Genomic DNA, 17,805 nt, shown 5'->3' with positions numbered 1-17,805 from the left:
CCTGGAGGCGACGTCCCCGCCTGGCCGCGTGGCCGGACGGGGAAAGGTGGGGCGTGGCCGCCTGCGGCCTGCCCGGGTCGGGACGTCCCGCCTCGCGCCGTCAGTGGTGGTGGGCGTGGGCGACGGCGTGCCCCCGGCCGCGGGCGATCATCCAGCGGTTGACCGGCACCGTCACCACGAAGGCCAGGGCGAGGGAGAAGGCCAGCGACGCCCAGAACAGCACGGTGGTCAGGCCCGCGTCCATGGCCCCGGGGACGGCGACCATCACGGTGTTGTCGATGATCTCCATGACCACGATGGACACGGTGTCGGCGGCCAGCGCCACCTTCAGCGCCTGGCGAAGGCTCAGGCCGGCCCTGAGCATGCCGCGCATGGTGAGCGCGTAGCCGAAGACGAAGGCCAGCGCGACCGACAGCGCCACGGTGGCGCCCGCGTGCAGCCCGGCCGCGGTCCCGATGACCATGCCCAGGACCTCTCCGATGGCGCAGCCGGTCAGGCAGTGCAGGGTCGCCTGTACGGCGGTGCGCCAGGAGGCGTCACCGTGGCCGTGGGGGCCGCCCTGGGATCCGTCGTGCCCGCCGGAGCCGGTGCCGGTGTGATCATGCCCGCCGGGGTGGATGCCGCCGTGCGGATGCGCGCCGCCGCCATGGCCGGCGTGGTCCGTGTGGTCCATGTCCGTCGCCCCTTCCTTTCTTCCCGGATCGCGAACCGACCGGCCCGCAGCCCATGGAACCGGATACCCCGTTCGGGTATCACGGTAACGCGAGGACGAACCGGCGGCGTTCCGGGAGGCACGTGCGGGGCGCGGCCGGCCGCGGATCCGGGAGGCGGATCCGGGCGGCGGATCGGGCCCGGACGCGGCCGGGGCCTTCAGTCCGAGGCGTGCTGCCAGTAGGGGTCGCGGTAGAGCACGACCGAGGGTCCGCGCAGCATCTCGTCGGGGGCCGAGACCAGGATGAGCTCCCCCGCCGCCTCCAGCCGGCGGAGGATCTCCCGGACCCGCGGGCCCACCGGCAGGCGGCCCACCGGGAGCCCCAGGGCGTCGCGGACGGCGTCGGCCACCTGCGACAGGCGGAACGGCTCCCTCATCGGCGCGATGATCGTGCGGACGACGTCGGGGGTGATCATCCTCTCGGCCTCGGCATAGGCGAGGTTCCAGGTGACCTGGACCTTGCGGCGGCCGGTGCCGGCGCAGGCCGTGCACGTCTGCGAGTAGCCCGGCACGACGTCCTCGGTGGTGGAGCCCAGGCAGGCGGTGCACTGCTGCGTCTCCAGGGCGTGCAGCTCGGCCGAGGCCCGGTCGGGAAGCCGCTTGCCGCAGAAGCAGAGATAGGTCCGGTAGCCGCCCCTGACCAGGGCGAGATCGTCGGCGTCCTCGGGGATCTCATCCCACGTCGCGGTGATCGTATGCTTTTCCATGGTCGTGCGACTCTACCGACCCGGCCTCACGCCCGCCCGTCCCGAACGCGAACGCCGCGCCGCCCGGAGATCCCATCCGGGACCCGGCTCCGCGCCCGCCCGGGATCCGACCTCGCGCCCGCCCGCCGCGCCGGCGGGCCGTCAGGTCGCCGACGCGACGGGGACCAGCCGCATCGGCGCGCTCCAGAGCCACTCCTCGGTGACGTAGACGCCGGTCAGCAGGGTCATCAGCGCCAGGATCCGCTCGGCGGAGGTGGAGGGGTGCGCGCCGCAGTCGCCGAAGTGGCACATCCACAATTCCAGCGGGCTGTCGTCGCTGAGCTGGTCGTAGACGGAGGGCCGCCCGACGTTGAACCCGTCGCGCCAGATGTCCACCGAGGAGCCGCAGTCGGGGAAGGCCCCGGCCAGCACGCCGCCCCCGGTGGTGACCATCCGGGCGACGCCGTCCCGCACCGGCAGGGAGCCTTCGGGCTGGGCGAGCACCACCCCGCCGCCGGGCGGGCAGGCCACCCGCAGCACCTCGCCGCCGCGGGTCAGCTCCGTCTCCCGCAGCGCGCCGGCCGCCACCGGCGGGCACAGGCCGGGGGAGGACCCCAGGCGCCGGACGACCTCCTCCTCGCTCACCCCGCCGACGAAGGCCAGGCAGAAGCCCTCGGCGTAGTCCTCGTAGGAGAACATCATCTCGTCGACGGTCTCCTGGAGGTCGCGCAGCCGGTGCCCGATGCGCGGCGCCCCGGGCAGGTCGGCGAACATGTCGGCCAGTTCGGTGAAGAGGGCCTGCACGCCGGGGGAGCGTCCGGCGATGCACGGCCGCCACGGGTCGGCGCCCGCGTCCAGCAGCGTCCGGACGGCGTCCTCCTGGCCGTGCCGTACGGCCTCCCACAGCGGGGTCGCGCCGTACCGGTCGGCGGGATCGACCTCGGCGCCCGCGGCGAGCAGCAGCTCGATCACCTGCGTCGCGCCCTCCTGGGCCGCCTGGTGCAGTGGCGTCGAGCGCAGCCAGAAGAGCCGCCGGCCGGGGTCGAACCCGCTCGCCAGGCGCGCCCTGATCTCCTCCAGGTTCGTGTCACGCCAGACGCCGACGTCGCCGCTCCACCCGTCGTCACTCACATTCCGGTCCCATCTCATCACGCTGAAGGATCAAACACGCTGAAGGATCAAACCAGCCTAAGCCGACATTTCCTCGGTGTCCGGATCAGAGACCCGCCAAAGCCCGGCGGGACAGCCGGTCGGCGACGCGGGTGGTCTCCGGGAGACGGTAGGAGGGGGTCAGCGCGAGGACGTTGTGGCAGGCCGTGTCCAGGTCGACACGGTGGCCCACCGAGACGAAGACCGGCTTGACCCCGTCCCGGGTGCGCAGCACGCGGCCGACCACCTCGCCGTCCAGTGTTAGGTCGCTCGCCGAGCCCCGCTCCGGGCCCGGCTCGGCGTAGGAGCCGACGAAGGCCGTCTTGCCGACCCCGATCGCCGGCAGGCCGGTCAGCACGCCCAGGTGGCAGGCCAGGCCGAAACGGCGGGGGTGGGCCAGGCCGTACCCGTCGCACACGATCAGGTCGGGGGTGACGGTCAGGCGGCCCAGCGCGTCGAGGAGGGCGGGCAGCTCCCGGAAGGCCAGCAGGCCGGGGACGTAGTCGAAGGCCACCGGGGCGCCGACCGTCACCTGCTCGACGACCTCCAGCGTGCCGCCGTCCAGTACCGCCACCGCCGCGGCCAGCCGGTCCCCGGCGTAGGCCACGTCCACCCCGGCCACCAAGGAGGGCCGCCGCGGACCCGGCCCGGTGAGGTCCAGCAGTGGCCGCAACTCGTCCTGGATCGCCTCGGCCTCGGCGACGGACCGGGGGGCTTGTGTCTGCATGAACCTATGATCGGTATTTTTGTGGCATGAGTGTGTATCGGGGTCGTGTCCAGCGGGTCCTCAGGTGGCCGGTGAAGTCGCTGCGCGGCGAGGAACTCGAAGGAGCGCGCCTCGACGAACGCGGACTGGCCGGGGACCGCGCCTACTCGCTGGTCGACGGGCGCGAGCACCACGGCGGCAAAGTGCTGACCGTACGGCAGCGGGCCGAGATGCTCCACTGGAGCAGTGCCCTGCCCGCGGCGGACATCCTCCCGTCCGGTACGGACGTCCCGGACGGCACGGGCGGTACGGCGGGCGGGCCCGTGCTGACCGCCCCCGACGGCACCGTCTGGCACTGGGACGACCCCGGCCTGACCGCCGCCCTGCGGGAGTCCCTGGGCGTCCCGCTGAGCCTGCGCGCCGCCGACGGCCAGCAGGACCGCGGGCCGACCGTCCTGGTGACCTGTGAGGCGTCCCGCGCGGCGCTGGAGGAGGAACTGGGCGCGCCGCTGGACGTGCTCCGGTTCCGGCCCAACCTGCACCTCGACCTCGACGCGCCGGCCTTCGCCGAGGAGGACTGGGGTCCGGGGACCGTAATCACCGCGGGCGAGACGGAGCTCACGGTGACCGGCCCCCGCACCGGGCCGTGCATCCGCTGCGCCGTGCCGAGCTGGGACCCGCACGGCCTGGAGCGCTGGCCCGAGCTGCAGAAGTGGCTGATCGCCGAGCACGCGAACAAGTTCGGCGTCATCATGCGGGTCACCCGCCCCGGCACCGTACGGCGGGGCGACCCGGCGACCGCGAGCCCCGCGCCCCCGGAGGCGCCGGCGGGCGGTTCCTGAGGCCGCAAGGGAGAATCCCCGGCGGCCGGGCCCGAAACCGACGGAGACCGGTACCCGATGCGCATCGCCTATGAGACCGCCGCGGCTCCCGGCCGCCCGCACAACGAGGACTTCGTGGTCGCCGGCCCCGACTGGGTCGCGGTGCTCGACGGCGCGACCGCCCCGGCCGGCGTCGCCTCCGGCTGCGTGCACGACGTGCCGTGGCTGGTCGCCAGGCTCGGCGGCGCCCTGGCCCACCGGCTCGCGACGGGGCCGCGGGAGGGCCTGCCCGACCTGGTGGCCGCCGCCATCCGGGACACGATGGCGGCGCACGGCAACACCTGCGACCTGACCAGCCCCGACAGCCCGTCGTCGACGATGGCGGTCCTGCGCCGCCGCGGCGACGTGCTGGACCACCTGGTGCTGTGCGACTCGCCGATCGTGCTGCGGCACACCGGCGGCGCCGTCACCGTGGTCGACGACGACCGCCTCGATCACCTGCCGGGCGGGCGGCCGTACGGCCGGGAACTGGTCCGCGGCCTGCGCAACCGGCCCGGCGGGTTCTGGGTGGCGTCCGTCGTCCCCGAGGCGGCGTACGAGGCGCGGGCCGGGTCGGTGCCGCTGGCGGACGTGTCGGGCGCGCTGCTGGCCACCGACGGCGTGACCCGCCTGGTCGAGGCGTACGGCTGGACGTGGGAGCGGCTCGTCGCCGTCGCCGGCTCCGACGGGCCCGGCCGGCTCATCGCCGAGGTGCGGGCGGCTGAGCTGGAGCACGGCGCGCCGTACCCCACGGCCAAAGTCCACGACGACGCCACCGCGGCCTGGGTGACCTGGTGACCGTCGACGGGCTGGGCCGCTGAGCGTTGCCGCTCCGCCGGATTCCGGCCGGTCTCAATGACGGGCGGCAGGGTGGCCCGTGCCGGGATGCCGATCCGCCGGGCCGTCTCAGGCGTCTTGAGATGATCCGTCATGGAACGTTCAGTGCGGGCCGGCCGTCTGATCGATCATGAATCTGCGGCACCTGAAACGCTCGCCCGCTTTGCTGGGGGCTCTGGCAGCGCCGTTGCCGTACGCCGGAGCGACCCTGATCGCGCTCCGGTCGGCCGCCCAGACGGGGCTCGACTCCTTGCACGAAGACCCCCCGCTGCCGAGCCGGCTGGACGGGGAGGTCGCGTCGGCGCGGGGGGTGACGCTCGGCATCGCTCTCATCTTCGCCGCCGAGGCCGCCGTGCTCGCCGCGCTGGGTGGCCGGCTGAGCCGCCGATCCACCGCCGGCGGCCTCGTGCTGTGCACGGCCGCCGGCGTGGTCTATATGCTCACTCTCGTCCTGGCCGTGTTGGGCACGTACGTGATCGTGCTTTATCCCTCTGGGGATGCCGATCTCGGGCTTCTTTTCCCGGACTGGTACTTTCCCGCATTGATCGTCATCGCCATCGTGGCACTCACCGCGCTGGCCGTCTGGCTGTCCGCCGCGGTCGGACGGACCTCGGCCTCCTGACGGCCGACGGCACCCCATGCCGGCGGCGCCGCGGTCAGGTCAGCTCGGCCAGTACCGCTGCCAGGTCGTCGTAGGTGCCGCGGACGCCCCCGGTGTCGCCCAGGCGGTGGCGCTCCAGGCGGATGGCCCCGATATGGCGGGCCTCGTAGATCCGCGAGCGCCACACCGCCGAGGGAGAGCGGTCCAGCGCGCCGTAGCCGTCGTCGTCCCAGAACGCGTCCCGCTCGGTGCCGGGCCTGGCCAGCGCCATCCGGATCGTCCAGTCCGCCGCTGGATCGCCCCACAAGGTCCGGTCCAGGTCCAGGACGCCGGTGATCACGGGCTCCGGGGCGGTGGCGTCCAGCATCACGTTGACGGTCCACAGGTCGCCGGAGAGCATGCGCGGCTCCGTGATCTCGTCGAGGAGCAGGTGGTGCTCGGCGGCCAGGGCCGTTACCTCGCGCAGGTCGGCGGCGTCCAAGCCGATACCGTCCAGATCGGCGGCGATGTCCCGCAGGGACGCGATCACCGCCTGACTCCAGGTGATGTACGACGGACCCGTGACGGGGCCGAAGTGCGGGCCGCGCACCGCGTGCACCGCTTTGGCGATCGCGCCCATCTGCCGGAAGAACCCGGGCCGGGCCGAACGCGGATAGGCGCCGAGACGGTCCGGGGCGGGCACGCCGTCGAGCAGGCTCTGGACCATCCAGTCCCGGCCGATCACCTCGTGTGACCAGTCCGCCGCGACGACCCGCGGCATCAGCGGCGCGATCGCCGTGAGCCACGGCAGGCTCGCATACTCGTTGCGCATCAGCTGCCGCTCGGATCGGAACTGCCGCTCCGGCTCCGGGGCGACCCGCAGGACCACCGGTCGCTCCTGCCCGGTCACGGTGACGCGGTAGGTGGTGTTGTACATCCCCAGGCCCAGCTCGACGGCGGAGACGACACGGGCGTCAGCGCCGAGGACACGATGACAGATCGCCTGGATCTCCTCTGCGGTCACCGACTGCTGGAACGCCTGTGCGCAGCGCTCGATCGGCCGGAATTCCATGGGGGCTCCTCAGTCTGGGGGGATGCGGGCAGCCGGGATCGGTGCCGTCGCCGGCCGAAGGCGGTCGGCACGGAGGTGGTGACTCCACCTTGACGCAGGCGGATTCCGGGGTCAGTGAGCCTTTCGTCCCCGAGCGGCGATCTGCCGGTCACGGCATGACCGCGGCTCCGGTGTTCGGCCGGCGACGTGAGAAGCCCCTGGCAGAGGGATTGATCACCACAACCGGATCTACCGCCACCGGGGGCTTCCGGTGTTGTTCTACCGTGCCGCGGTCGATTTGTCGCGTCCGGCGCAGGACTGCGCGGCCGGCCGGATCTCGCCTTCGAAGAGACCGGAGTTCGGGTGAGCGCCGGCCTGCGGCGATCTATGGCCTCGGATCTCTCACCCTCGCGGGGAAGCAGGCCCGCGCCCACGCGGTTGGGCATGCACGGGCGGGTGGGCAGAATGAGCCGTCCGGCGGGGCCGCAGGCGTCGCCGCCGGGGGAGGAGAAGGTCATGTCGGTGCTGGTGGCGTTCAGCGTGACGCCGATCGGGGCGGGGGAGGACGTCGGCGAGCTCGTCGCCGACGCGGTGCGGGTGGTTCGCGAGTCGGGCCTGCCGAACCGTACGGACGCCATGTTCACCACGATCGAGGGTGACGACTGGGACCAGGTGATGGGGGTCGTCAGGGACGCGGTCGCGGCGGTGGAGGCCCGGTGCGGCCGGGTCAGCCTCGTGCTGAAGGCCGACATCCGCGCGGGTGGGGGCGGCCGGATGGAGAGCAAGGTCGCCACCGTGGAGCGGCATCTGGAACGGTGACCGTCCGCGGCGCCGGGGACCACGAGGGCGGCCCCCCTGCCGGGTCCCGTACGGCGAAGCGGAAAAATGACCCGGAAGACATACCAGGCACATTCCAGGAAGTGGTGACCGATGGCGGGAAGAGGATCGGCCGGGAGGCTCCTCGCGGGCGGGCTGGCACTGGCCGCGCTCGGGTGGGCGGTCAGGGAGGTGCCGTCCGAGCTGGGCGGCCGGGCCAAGGGGGAGCGGCTGGAGCGGATGCGGCGCTCTCCGCGGTTCCGCGACGGCGCCTTCCACAACCCCGTGCCGAGCACGTACACCCCACCGCCGAGCAGCTTCCCGGAGATGCTCAGGGAGATGGCCGCCGACAGTGACGGGCGGCGGCCGAGCGCGCCGGTGCCCCTGGTGGCGTCGCCGGCCGTACCGCCGTCGGAGAACGGCCTGAGCGCCGTCTGGTACGGCCACGCCACCACGCTGGTGGAGATCGAGGGGCGGCGGGTCCTGTTCGACCCCGTGTGGAGCGACCGGGTGTCGCCGTCCCGGCTGGTCGGCCCGCGGCGGCTGCACCCGATGCCGGCCCCGATGGAGAGCCTGCCGCCGGTCGACGCGATCGTGATCTCCCACGACCACTACGACCACCTCGACCGGGCGACGGTCCGCGCGCTCACCGCATCGCACACCGCGCCGTTCCTGGTCCCGCTCGGCATCGGCGCCCACCTGGAGCGCTGGGGCGTGCCCGCGCCGCGGATCGTCGAGCTCGACTGGGAGGAGGAGGCGAGCGTCGCGGGGCTGCGGTTCGTCTCCACCGCCGCCCGGCACTTCTCCGGGCGCACGCTCACCCGCAACGACACCCTGTGGGGGTCGTGGGCGGTCATCGGCGAGAACCGCCGGGTCTTCTACGCCGGGGACTCCGGCTACTTCGACGGCTACGCGAAGATCGGCGCGGCGCACGGCCCCTTCGACCTGACGCTCATGCCGATCGGCGCCTACAGCCCCGCCTGGCCCGACATCCACATGACGCCGGAGGAGGCGGTCGCCGCCCACCTGGACCTGGGCGGGCGGCTGTTCCTGCCCGTCCACTGGGCGACGTTCAACCTGGCGTTCCACGCGTGGGCCGAGCCGGTCGACCGTCTCTGGCGGGAGAGCAAGGCCCGGGGCGTCGGCATCGCCGTCCCGCGCCCGGGGGACCGGATCGACGTGGACGACATCCCGCTGGTGGAGAGCTGGTGGGAGATGTTCGGCCCCCGCTGAGCGTCCGGGCCCGCTCACCGCTCGGGCCCCGGCCGGCCGGCTCCTCCACGCTGACCGCCGGGGCCCGGCCTTCCGGTTCCGCCACACTGGCCGCCGGGGCCCGAGCGGTGCCGCTCCGGTTCCGGGCCGCACGCCGGAGCCGCCGGAGCCGCCGCGCCGCGTTCCGCGTTCCGCGTTCCGCGGGGAGCGTCGTCACCTGCCCAATGAGGTGAGCGCTTGATTCGTTATCCGCCCGATATTGCAGAAGAAGATTGTTTCGCAGGAGATTGACCGGAGTCGTTGATTCCCCGACCCCCCGGAGTCTCCCGCGATGCGCAGATGGAAGACAGCTCTGATCGCCCTGGTGGTGGCCGTACCCTCCGGCGCGCTGCCCGCGGCGGCCGCGCGATCCGCGACCGCGCCGATCCAGAACAACGAGACCCAGCCGGTGTACTCACGCGCCGACGCCGTGACCCAGACCGTGTTCGTCGAGGTCGCGGGTACGGACAGCGACGCGGACGGCCGGCTCGACCGGGTCGCCGTCGACATCATGCGGCCCAAGGAGACCGAGTCCGGGCTGAAGGTCCCGGTCATCATGGAGGCCAGCCCCTACTACGCCGGCGGCAACGACGTGCCCAACCACGTCGTCGACCTCGACGGCTCCGACCCGGCGGGCATGGACTACCGGCGCAACAAGTTCAACGAGCTGCGCGACGAGATGTTCGGCCTCGACGAGCGGCAGGGCGTCGCCCGCGCCGACCAGCCGCCCTTCCCGGGTTACTACGACAACTACTTCGTCCCCCGCGGCTACGCCGTCGCGCTGGTGGAGAACCTCGGCTCGGGCCGCGCGACCGGCTGCCCGACGACCGGCCTGGCCAACGAGACCGCCGGCCCCAAGGCCGCCATCGACTGGCTCAACGGCCGCGCCCGCGGCTTCGACGCCGACGGCAACGAGATCAGGGCGACCTGGTCCACCGGGAACGTCGGCATGATCGGCGTCTCCTACAACGGCACCCTGCCCAACGCCGTGGCCGCCACCGGCGTCAAGGGCCTCAAGACGATCGTGCCGATCGCCGGGATCTCGTCCTGGTACGACTACTACCGCTCCGGCGGCGGCGTGGTCGCCCCCGGCGGCTTCCAGGGCGAGGACGCCGACGTGCTCGCCCGCTACGTCCTCACCCGGGAGAACGGCCAGGAGGCGTGCGGCAGGCTGATGGACGCGATCGAACGCGACCAGGACCGCGTCACCGGCGACTACACCGCCTTCTGGGCCGCCCGCGACTACCTCCGCGACGTGAACAGGGTCCGCGCCAGCGTCTTCCTCGTCCACGGCCTCAACGACTGGAACGTCAAGACCTCCCAGGCGGTGCAGTGGTGGGACGCCCTGGCCAAGCGGGACGTGCCGCGCAAGATCTGGCTGCACCAGGGGGCCCACTTCAACCCCTTCTCCTTCGCCGACCGCAACGCCGAGTGGCTGCGCCAGCTGCACCGCTGGTTCGACTTCAACCTGTACGGCCTGCGCAACGGCATCATGGACGAGCCGCAGGCCGACGTGGAGTCCGGTCCGGGCCAGTGGGGCCGGTACGCCTCCTGGCCGCTGCCCGGCACCCGCGACGTGACGCTGCGTCTGTCCGCCGCGAAGGCCGGGGAGAACGGCGGCAACGGCGCCCTGGGCGCCGAGGGGCGGCGCGGCCACGCGATCGAGTCGTTCACCGACCAGAACGCCCGCACCGCCGAGCAGCTCGCCGAGAACGTCACCGCCACCGACCCCAACCGCCTGGCCTACCTGTCGCCCGCCCTGACCAAGGACGCCCGGATCTCCGGCACCCCGTCCGTGTCGGTCCGGGCGGCCTACGCCAAGGGGCGCTCGCCGTACCTGACGGCGCTGCTCGTGGACTACGGCACCGATGCCCGCGCCTACGGCCGCGTCGCCTACGACGCCACCCCGGTCTGCTACGGCCAGGGCGTGCCCGGTGACACCGGCTGCGCCCGCCTGGCCCGGCACGTCACGGAGACCGCCCCCTACAAGATCATCACCAGGGGATGGCTCGACGTGCGCAACCGCCACTCGGCCGCCCGGACCGAGCCGCTGCGTGAGGGCGGCTTCTACGACTTCGACCTGAAGCTCCAGCCCAACGACTACATCGTCAAGGCCGGACACCGGATCGGCGTCGTGCTCATCTCCACCGACCGCGACTTCACCCTCCGCCTGCCCGCCGGGACCTTCGTCTCGGTCGACCCGGGCGCGAGCTCGGTGACCCTGCCCCTCGTCGGTGGCCGGTCCGCCTTGTGACCCGACCGCGCGTGACAGGCACCGGAACCGCCGGGACCCCGCGAGCCGCGGAGTCCCGGCGGTTCCGGTGGCCCGGATGGGCGTCCTTCGTCCTGGTGGTGCTGGGCCTGCTCGCCGCGGGAATCGCGGCGAGCGCGATCCGGCCCGGCGCCACGTTTCACCTGCGGGCCCTCGCACCCGACCCGCCCGCCGGGCGCACCGGCCCGTCACCGGCCCCCGGCCCCGGTGAGCCGCCGCAGATCGAGGCGGGCACACTGGGCGGGGTCCCCTTCTGGACACTGGTGGTGCTCGGCGCCGCCTTCGCCGCCGTCCTGCTGGTCACCTTCCTCCGGGCGATCAACCACCTGGAGTACGGATCGAAGAGGGCCGCCCCGGCACGCGAGGAACCGGCGGCCGGAGCCACCGACGGTGAGATCCGGGCCGCGCTCCGGGCGGGCCTGGCCGACCTGGACGCGGGCGGCGACCCGCGCCGCGCGGTGATCGCCTGCTGGCTGCGCCTGGAACACGCCGCCGCCGGCGCGGGCACCCCGCGCCTGGCCGCCGACACCCCCGCCGAGCTGGTCGCCCGGCTGCTGGCCGGCCACCGGGTCGGCGAGCCCGCGCTGAACCGCCTCGCCGCCGCCTACCGCCGGGCCCGCTACGCCCCGCACGAGGTGACCGGCTCGCTGCGCGCCGAGGCGCGGGCGGCGCTGGCCGAGGTGGACGCGGAGCTGGCGTCGTGACGGCCCCGCAGCGGCACCCCGGCGTACCGGCCGCCGCCGCGCCGGACGCGGAGCCGGCGTCGTGACGGCCCTGCTGTGGCACCTCGGCGTGCTGGCCGCCGCCGCCGTACTGGCCGCGGTGATCGTCCGCCGGATTCCGGTGCCGCCGCCCGAGCCCCCCGCGCCGCCCCCGGCGTCCGACGGCCCCGAGACGTCCGACCGGGCGTTCGCCACGGCCCGCTGGTGGGAGCACCGGCTCGCCTCCGCCCGGGACGACCCGCAGCGGTTCCGCACACGGGTCCAGCCGCGCCTGGCCGAGATCACCGCCGAACGGCTCCGCCGCCGCCACGGCACGGCGGGCCCCGGCCGCGCCGAGGAGATCCTCGGCCCCGACCTGTACGAACTGCTCACCGCCCCCGTGACGGCGGTCCCTACCCGCGCGGAGCTGGCCCGCCTGCTCACGCGCATCGAGGAGATATAGATGGAACTCGCCGACGTCGGTGCGCGCGCCCGCGAGGTGCTCGACAGGGTCGGCACCGTCGTGGTCGGCAAACGCGACGCCCTGGAGCTGGTGCTCGCCGGGATCCTGGCCGGCGGCCACGTGCTGATCGAGGACTTCCCCGGCCTGGCCAAGACCCTCACCGCCCGCTGCTTCGCCCAGACTCTCGGCCTGGACTTCACCCGCTTGCAGTTCACCCCCGACCTGCTGCCCGCCGACGTGACCGGGTCGTTCCTGTACAACCAGCGCGAAGGCGACTTCGTCTTCCGGCCCGGTCCGGTCTTCACCCAGCTTCTGCTGGCCGACGAGATCAACCGCACCCCGCCCAAGACCCAGGCGGCGCTGCTGGAGGCCATGCAGGAACGCCAGGTCAGCGTCGAGGGCGTCACCCACCCGCTGCGGGCGCCGTTCCACGTCCTGGCCACCGCCAACCCGATCGAGTACGAGGGCACCTACCCGCTGCCGGAGGCCCAGCTCGACCGGTTCCTGCTGCGGGTGTCCTTCGGCTACCCCTCCCCGGAGGAGGAGTGGACGATGCTGGGACGGCGGATGGCCCGCCGCAGGGAGGAGACCGTGCTGGAGCCCGTGGTGGACGCCGCGACGCTCGGCGAGATGCAGCGGGCGCTGGAGGACGTCGCCGTGGAGGACTCGGTGGGCCGCTACATGGTCGCGCTGGCCGCCGCGACCCGGGAACACCCCCAGCTCCAGGTCGGCGCTTCCCCGCGCGGCTCGCTCGCCCTGCTGCTGACCGCCCGCGCCCGCGCGGCGCTCGACGGCCGCGACTACGTGGTCCCCGAGGACGTCAAGCGCGTCGCCCCGGCCGCGTTGTCCCACCGGATCGGGCTGCGCCCGGAGACCTGGCTGCGCCGCGTCGACCCCGTCTCGGTCATCGAGGAGATCTGCGCCCGCACCCCGGCGCCGCTGTCGGAGCAGCTGCCCGCCTACACCGGCGGCACGTGATGCGCTCGCGTCGCAGGACCCCCGAACGGGCCGCCGCGCCGGCGGACCCGGGCGGATCGGCCGCCGGCTGGGCGCCCACCGCCGCGCTGCGCCGCGCCGCCATGTTCGGCTGCGGCCTGTGCCTGCTCGCGGTCGGGCTCGGCCGGCCGGACCTGCTGGCCATGGCCGTGCCGTTCGCGCTGGGCACCGTCTGGACGCTGCGCGCCCGCCCCGGCGGCCCGCCGCGTGCCGCCCTGCGCCTGGGCGGCGCCGACGTCACCGGCGGCATCGCCGACGCGGTCGAGGACGACGCCGTCGAGGTCGCGGTCGCCGTGGAGGCCGAAGGCGCGACGCTGTGCGTGGTCGGCCCCGCCGCCTCTCCCACGCTGGGCCTGGCGGCGGGCCATCACGTCACGCTGCCGCCCGCCATGGTGGAGATCACCGGTACGGCGCACCGCTGGGGCGTCCACCTGCTGGGGCCGGTGCGGGTTCGCGCGGTCGCCTGCGACGGCCTGCTGGCGTTCCCCACGCTGACCCTGCCCGCGGCCGGCGTGCGGGTCCTGCCGCTGGCCGGGCCGTTCACCTCGCGCGCCCCGGTGCCCCGCCCCGGCGGGATGTCGGGCGTGCACCGCTCCCACCGCTTCGGCGAGGGCGGGGAACTGGCCGGGGTGCGCCCCTACGGGCCCGGCGATCGGCCGCGCCGCATCGACTGGCGGACGACCCTGCGGACCGGCGAGCCGTACGTCGGCGCCACCCGGCCGGAGCGCGACGCCGAGATCGTGCTGCTGCTGGACGTCCTGCACGAGGCGGGCGGCGAGGAGTACGGCGTGCCGAGCGTGCTGGACACCGCCGTCCGGGCCGCCGCCGCGATCGCCGAGCACCACGTCCGGCAGGGCGACCGGGTCTGGCTGATGGAGTTCGGGCCCCGGATGCGGCGGCTGCGCCCCGGCACCGGACGGCGCCACCACCTGGCCCAGCTCGCCTGGCTGGCCGAGACCAGGCCCATGCCCGAGGGCCGGGAGACGTCCGGCGACCGGCCGCCGGTGGCCGGGCTGCCGCCGAACGCCCTGGTCGTCATGCTGACCCCGCTCCTGGACTCCCGTAGCGCCGCCGCCCTGGCCGCGCTGGCCCGCGCCCGCCGCCCCCTGGTCGCGGTGGACACCCTGCCGCCCGGGCTGCGCCGCCGGGCCACGGGCGAGTGGTCGGACGTCGCCGAACGCCTCTGGCGCCTGGAGCGGGAGAACACCGTCGGGCGGCTGCGCGAGGCCGGGGTACCGGTCGAGGCGTGGCACGGCGCGGGAAGCCTCGACGCGGTCCTGCGGGACGTCGCCCGGATCGCGGCGGCGCGCCGATGAGCGGCCCGCGCCCCGCCGGGCGTCCCGGACCCCGGCGTCCCGGACCCGGGCGGGCGGACCCCGGAGGGGCGGAACCGCGCTCCGGAGGCCCGGACCGCCGGGCGGAGGGAGGCCCGGACCGCCGGGCGGAGGGAGGCCTGGACCGCCGGGCGGCGACCGGTGTGCCGTCCCGGGCGGCGACGGCCGCGCTGCCCTCCCTGGTCTGGCGGTTCCTGGTCTGGGCCTGCGGGACGGCGGCGCTGCTCGCGGCGATGCCGCCGGACTACCGCGCCGGGGCCATGATGCCGCTGTTCGCCGCCCTGCTGGGCCTGCTGGCCGCCGCCGAGCCGGAGGGGGTGTGGGTGCTCGCGCTGGAGGTCACGACGGTCGGGGCCTGGCTGGTGACCACCGTCGCCTACGGCCACGACCCGTCGCCGCTCACGGCCTTGGCCATCGGGTCGCTGCTGTACGTCCACCACGCCATGGCCGCCCTGGCGGCCCACGTGCCGGTGCGCGCCCGGCTCCCGGTGCCGCTGCTGACCGCCTGGGCCGGCCGTACCGGGGGAGTGCTGGCCGCGTCGGCCGCCGTCTGCGCGGCCCTCACCGCGCTGGTCGCCCTGCCCGCCGGGCCGTCCCCGGCCGTGGCCGTCGTGCTCGGCGCCGCCGGGGCCCTCGCCGTCGCCTTCGCCCTCACCCGGTCCTGACGCTCCGCCCGTGCCTCGTACCCTCGTTTCCCGCTCCTCGTGCCCCGCTCCGTCCCGGGGCAGGGGAGTCGGGAGGCTCCGCGGCGGTCGCCGTACGCGGGGCACGGGCCCGGGTCTCAGGGGGGAGCGTCCCGGATCACGGATCGCGAGGTGAGGGAAAACCCTGGCTCGCCCCTGACATCGGCGTCCGGACCCGCCACGGGCCGGTGCCCCGGCGTAGCGTGGGGGCCATGGGACGAATCCTCCTGATCGTGGCGGCCGTGGTGCTCGCCTTCTTCCTGCTCGGCTCGATCCTGGGCTTCCTCGTCGGACTGGTCAAGTGGGCGCTGATCATCGGCCTGGTGGCCGTGGTGGTCACGTTCGTGACCAGGCTGCTGCGCTCCTCCGGGGCACGCCGCTGATCCGGGTTCCGTTCCGCGGGTCTCCGCCTGACCGGCCGCGGCGGGCGGGACGGTCCGCGGAACGGAACCCGGTCTCCGGCCGTGCCCCCGGACACGCGGACGGCCCGCGCCCACCGGCCGTGACGAGATGGCCACCGGGCGCGGGCCGCCGTCTAGAAGCGGTGCTTCTCGCCGCCCAGACCGGCGGCCCTGGCCACGTCGCCGATGTTGCGGAACCTCTCCCCGGCGGGCAGGGTCCGCAGCACGGCGACCACGCCGTCGGGGACCGCCTTGGCGTCGGCGTGCGCCAGCAGTTCGTCGCGGTCGGCCGGCCACTCGGCGTCGGTCAGCCACCGTGCCATGTCGCTGCGCCGGTCCACGCCCTCGGCGCTGATCCCCTCGGCGGCGCCGGGCTCGTGCCCCGGCGGGTAGCTCCTGGGCGCGGCGTCGTCGTCGGAGGCCCGGATGCCCTCCGGGTCGGCCCACTCCTCCGCGTGGGTGGGGCCGCCACCGCGGATCGCGCCCTCGCTCTCGTGCTTCTGGTACTCGTCCATCTGCGGACCGTGCTTGGCGCTGCCACGTTCGGCGCTCATCTGCATCCTCCAGTGAAGATCCACGAGACGTCCGTCTCGGTCAGGGAAAACGCGGCGCGATGCCGCGGGTCATTCGGAACGGGGATGTCACGAAAGGGGCCGTACCCGTTACGGCGCTCCCAAACATCGCCGGGCCCCGGCCCGGCCGTCCCGTTTCCCACGGTCCTGAGCGGATAGGTCTTCCCTGTCCAGTTCCCTGCCCACCGGTGTCGACCGCCCGACGTCGCCCGGGACGGCGGCGGCCGAGAAGGAGGTACCGATGCCGATCGCGACGATCAACCCGGCCACGGGCGAGACCCTGAAGACCTTCGAGCCGCTCGGCGACGAGGAGGTGGAGGAACGCCTCGCGCTCGCCGCCACCGAGTTCGCCACCTACCGGACGACCGGTTTCAAGCAGCGGTCCGAGTGGATGCGCGCCGCCGCCGACCTCCTTTCGTCCGAGCAGGAGGACGTGGCCCGGCTCATGACCACCGAGATGGGCAAGACGCTGGCCGCCGCCCGAGCCGAGGTGGCCAAGTGCGTCAAGGGGATGCGCTACTACGCCGAGCACGCCGAGGAGTTCCTGGCCGACGAGCCGGCGGACGCCCCGGCCGTGGGGGCGCGGCGGGCGTACTCGCGCTACCAGCCGCTCGGGCCGGTCCTGGCGGTGATGCCGTGGAACTTCCCTCTGTGGCAGGCGATCCGCTTCGCCGCGCCCGCGTTGATGGCGGGCAACGTGGGGCTGCTCAAGCACGCCTCGAACGTGCCGCAGACCGCCCTCTACCTCGGGGAGCTGTTCGCCAGGGCGGGCTTTCCCCGGGGCTGCTTCCAGACCCTGCTGATCGGCTCGGACCAGGTCGAGCGGGTGCTGCGGGACCGGCGGGTGGCGGCGGCGACCCTGACCGGCTCCGAGCCGGCCGGCCGGTCGGTCGCCTCCGTCGCCGGCGGGGAGATAAAGAAGACCGTCCTGGAGCTGGGCGGCTCCGACCCCTACGTCGTGATGCCCTCCGCCGACCTCGACGCCGCCGTGTCCACCGCGATCACCTCACGGGTGCAGAACAACGGCCAGTCCTGCATCGCCGCCAAGCGGTTCGTCGTGCACGCCGACGTCCACGACGCCTTCGCCGAGCGCTTCGTGGCGCGGATGGAGGCCCTGCGGGTCGGCGACCCGATGGAGGAGGCGACCGACGTGGGACCGCTCGCCACCGAGCAGGGCCGTGACGACGTGGAGATGCTGGTGGCCGACGCGGTCGGGCGCGGGGCGCGGGTGCTGTGCGGGGGCTACATCCCCGACCGGCCGGGCTGGTTCTACCAGCCGACGGTGGTCGCCGGCGTCACCCCGGAGATGCGGATGTTCTCCGAGGAGGTGTTCGGCCCGGTGGCGGCGCTGTACCGGGTCGCCGACGTCGACGAGGCGATCGAGCTGGCCAACGTGACCGACTTCGGCCTCGGCGCCAACGCCTGGACCACCGACCCCGCCGAGCAGGAGCGCTTCGTCACCGACCTCGCGGCCGGGGCGGTCTTCGTCAACGGCATGGTCACCTCCTACCCGGAGCTGCCCTTCGGCGGCGTCAAGAACTCCGGGTACGGCCGGGAGCTGTCCGCGCACGGCATCCGCGAGTTCTGCAACCTCAAGGCCGTCTGGATCGGCTGACCACGGCACCGCGCGGGGAGCCGGGCCCAGGGTGCGGACCCCGCCGGTGCGGCCGGACGGCCGTTCGCGATCCGCGGCGCCGTGAGAGGAGGACGGACCGGCCCGCCAGGGGACGAGCCC

19 protein-coding genes are annotated in these 17,805 nt (G+C 74.3%); 13 read left to right on the top strand and 6 right to left on the bottom strand.

Annotation, left to right across the window (positions count from 1 at the left end; all coding sequences use genetic code 11):
• Positions 1-100: 100 nt before the first annotated feature.
• The 4 genes from HDA43_RS00190 to HDA43_RS00175 form a co-directional block, all read right to left on the bottom strand.
• Positions 101-673 (bottom strand): DUF4396 domain-containing protein, encoded by a 573-nt coding sequence (locus tag HDA43_RS00190; protein WP_179817725.1) that lies wholly within the window; start codon positions 671-673, stop codon positions 101-103.
• A 197-nt stretch (positions 674-870) separates the two neighbouring features.
• Positions 871-1,419 (bottom strand): hypothetical protein, encoded by a 549-nt coding sequence (locus HDA43_RS00185; protein WP_179817724.1) that lies wholly within the window; start codon positions 1,417-1,419, stop codon positions 871-873.
• 141 nt (positions 1,420-1,560) lie between these two features.
• Entirely contained in the window at positions 1,561-2,529 is a 969-nt protein-coding gene (locus HDA43_RS00180; protein WP_179817723.1) for an ankyrin repeat domain-containing protein, read from the bottom strand.
• Positions 2,530-2,614: 85 nt separating this feature from the next.
• Positions 2,615-3,274, bottom strand: a complete 660-nt coding sequence (locus tag HDA43_RS00175; RefSeq protein WP_179817722.1) for an endonuclease V — start codon at positions 3,272-3,274, stop codon at positions 2,615-2,617.
• A gap of 26 nt (positions 3,275-3,300) precedes the next feature.
• On the opposite strand from HDA43_RS00175, the gene HDA43_RS00170 reads away from it, so the two are divergent.
• From HDA43_RS00170 to HDA43_RS00160, 3 genes are all read left to right on the top strand, one after another.
• Positions 3,301-4,095: an MOSC domain-containing protein gene (locus tag HDA43_RS00170; protein WP_179817721.1), complete on the top strand. Its 795-nt coding sequence runs from the start codon at positions 3,301-3,303 to the stop codon at positions 4,093-4,095.
• A gap of 57 nt (positions 4,096-4,152) precedes the next feature.
• The gene (locus HDA43_RS00165; RefSeq protein ID WP_179817720.1) at positions 4,153-4,911 is read left to right on the top strand and encodes a protein phosphatase 2C domain-containing protein; all 759 of its coding nucleotides are present in this window, start codon (positions 4,153-4,155) and stop codon (positions 4,909-4,911) included.
• A gap of 169 nt (positions 4,912-5,080) precedes the next feature.
• Positions 5,081-5,572 carry a hypothetical protein gene (locus HDA43_RS00160; RefSeq protein ID WP_179817719.1) on the top strand — a complete coding sequence of 164 codons (492 nt, stop codon included), beginning with the start codon at positions 5,081-5,083 and terminating at the stop codon, positions 5,570-5,572.
• 34 nt (positions 5,573-5,606) lie between these two features.
• On the opposite strand, the gene HDA43_RS00155 is transcribed toward HDA43_RS00160, so the two are convergent.
• Positions 5,607-6,602 (bottom strand): phosphotransferase family protein, encoded by a 996-nt coding sequence (locus tag HDA43_RS00155; protein ID WP_179817718.1) that lies wholly within the window; start codon positions 6,600-6,602, stop codon positions 5,607-5,609.
• A 495-nt stretch (positions 6,603-7,097) separates the two neighbouring features.
• Here HDA43_RS00155 and HDA43_RS00150 point away from each other — a divergent pair, with 495 nt between their 5' ends.
• The 9 genes from HDA43_RS00150 (at position 7,098) to HDA43_RS00110 (ending at position 15,480) form a co-directional block, all read left to right on the top strand.
• The gene (locus HDA43_RS00150; RefSeq protein ID WP_218911778.1) at positions 7,098-7,400 is read left to right on the top strand and encodes an MTH1187 family thiamine-binding protein; all 303 of its coding nucleotides are present in this window, start codon (positions 7,098-7,100) and stop codon (positions 7,398-7,400) included.
• Between the two features lie 111 nt (positions 7,401-7,511).
• Positions 7,512-8,630: an MBL fold metallo-hydrolase gene (locus HDA43_RS00145; protein ID WP_179817717.1), complete on the top strand. Its 1,119-nt coding sequence runs from the start codon at positions 7,512-7,514 to the stop codon at positions 8,628-8,630.
• A gap of 310 nt (positions 8,631-8,940) precedes the next feature.
• On the top strand, positions 8,941-10,902 hold the full coding sequence (locus tag HDA43_RS00140; RefSeq protein WP_179817716.1) for a Xaa-Pro dipeptidyl-peptidase: 1,962 nt from the start codon (positions 8,941-8,943) through the stop codon (positions 10,900-10,902).
• An 11-nt stretch (positions 10,903-10,913) separates the two neighbouring features.
• Complete coding sequence (locus HDA43_RS36215) at positions 10,914-11,624, top strand: DUF4129 domain-containing protein (protein WP_179817715.1); 711 nt, start codon at positions 10,914-10,916, stop codon at positions 11,622-11,624.
• A 61-nt stretch (positions 11,625-11,685) separates the two neighbouring features.
• Entirely contained in the window at positions 11,686-12,084 is a 399-nt protein-coding gene (locus tag HDA43_RS00130; RefSeq protein ID WP_179817714.1) for a hypothetical protein, read from the top strand.
• Positions 12,085-13,062, top strand: coding sequence for an AAA family ATPase (locus HDA43_RS00125; protein ID WP_179817713.1), 978 nt, complete (start codon positions 12,085-12,087; stop codon positions 13,060-13,062). It abuts the gene before it with no gap.
• Positions 13,062-14,396, top strand: a complete 1,335-nt coding sequence (locus tag HDA43_RS00120) for a DUF58 domain-containing protein (RefSeq protein WP_179822515.1) — start codon at positions 13,062-13,064, stop codon at positions 14,394-14,396. The genes HDA43_RS00125 and HDA43_RS00120 overlap by 1 nt, the downstream gene beginning before the upstream one ends.
• Before the next feature lie 161 nt (positions 14,397-14,557).
• Positions 14,558-15,079 carry a hypothetical protein gene (locus HDA43_RS00115; protein WP_179817712.1) on the top strand — a complete coding sequence of 174 codons (522 nt, stop codon included), beginning with the start codon at positions 14,558-14,560 and terminating at the stop codon, positions 15,077-15,079.
• 230 nt (positions 15,080-15,309) lie between these two features.
• A complete protein-coding gene (locus tag HDA43_RS00110; RefSeq protein ID WP_179817711.1) occupies positions 15,310-15,480 on the top strand; it encodes a hypothetical protein in 171 nt (56 codons plus the stop codon).
• A 152-nt stretch (positions 15,481-15,632) separates the two neighbouring features.
• On the opposite strand, the gene HDA43_RS00105 is transcribed toward HDA43_RS00110, so the two are convergent.
• Positions 15,633-16,052 (bottom strand): DUF2795 domain-containing protein, encoded by a 420-nt coding sequence (locus HDA43_RS00105; RefSeq protein ID WP_179817710.1) that lies wholly within the window; start codon positions 16,050-16,052, stop codon positions 15,633-15,635.
• A gap of 259 nt (positions 16,053-16,311) precedes the next feature.
• Between HDA43_RS00105 and HDA43_RS00100 the strand changes: the two genes are divergently transcribed.
• Positions 16,312-17,685, top strand: a complete 1,374-nt coding sequence (locus HDA43_RS00100) for an NADP-dependent succinic semialdehyde dehydrogenase (RefSeq protein ID WP_179817709.1) — start codon at positions 16,312-16,314, stop codon at positions 17,683-17,685.
• The last annotated feature ends 120 nt before the right edge of the window (positions 17,686-17,805 follow it).

Source organism: Streptosporangium sandarakinum (genome assembly GCF_013409935.1).
In the GTDB taxonomy this organism is placed as follows: Bacteria; Actinomycetota; Actinomycetes; order Streptosporangiales; family Streptosporangiaceae; genus Streptosporangium; species Streptosporangium nondiastaticum.
The sequence above is the reverse complement of the archived record's forward strand: the minus strand, read 5'-3'. Positions and strand labels throughout refer to the sequence as shown.

Coding starts and splice junctions, on each gene's coding strand:
- HDA43_RS00190 (WP_179817725.1), bottom strand. CDS start 673: ATGGACCACACGGACCACGCCGGCCATGGCGGCGGCGCGCATCCGCAC.
- HDA43_RS00185 (WP_179817724.1), bottom strand. CDS start 1,419: ATGGAAAAGCATACGATCACCGCGACGTGGGATGAGATCCCCGAGGAC.
- HDA43_RS00175 (WP_179817722.1), bottom strand. CDS start 3,274: ATGCAGACACAAGCCCCCCGGTCCGTCGCCGAGGCCGAGGCGATCCAG.
- HDA43_RS00170 (WP_179817721.1), top strand. CDS start 3,301: ATGAGTGTGTATCGGGGTCGTGTCCAGCGGGTCCTCAGGTGGCCGGTG.
- HDA43_RS00165 (WP_179817720.1), top strand. CDS start 4,153: ATGCGCATCGCCTATGAGACCGCCGCGGCTCCCGGCCGCCCGCACAAC.
- HDA43_RS00160 (WP_179817719.1), top strand. CDS start 5,081: ATGAATCTGCGGCACCTGAAACGCTCGCCCGCTTTGCTGGGGGCTCTG.
- HDA43_RS00155 (WP_179817718.1), bottom strand. CDS start 6,602: ATGGAATTCCGGCCGATCGAGCGCTGCGCACAGGCGTTCCAGCAGTCG.
- HDA43_RS00150 (WP_218911778.1), top strand. CDS start 7,098: ATGTCGGTGCTGGTGGCGTTCAGCGTGACGCCGATCGGGGCGGGGGAG.
- HDA43_RS00145 (WP_179817717.1), top strand. CDS start 7,512: ATGGCGGGAAGAGGATCGGCCGGGAGGCTCCTCGCGGGCGGGCTGGCA.
- HDA43_RS00140 (WP_179817716.1), top strand. CDS start 8,941: ATGCGCAGATGGAAGACAGCTCTGATCGCCCTGGTGGTGGCCGTACCC.
- HDA43_RS00125 (WP_179817713.1), top strand. CDS start 12,085: ATGGAACTCGCCGACGTCGGTGCGCGCGCCCGCGAGGTGCTCGACAGG.
- HDA43_RS00120 (WP_179822515.1), top strand. CDS start 13,062: ATGCGCTCGCGTCGCAGGACCCCCGAACGGGCCGCCGCGCCGGCGGAC.
- HDA43_RS00110 (WP_179817711.1), top strand. CDS start 15,310: ATGGGACGAATCCTCCTGATCGTGGCGGCCGTGGTGCTCGCCTTCTTC.
- HDA43_RS00105 (WP_179817710.1), bottom strand. CDS start 16,052: ATGAGCGCCGAACGTGGCAGCGCCAAGCACGGTCCGCAGATGGACGAG.
- HDA43_RS00100 (WP_179817709.1), top strand. CDS start 16,312: ATGCCGATCGCGACGATCAACCCGGCCACGGGCGAGACCCTGAAGACC.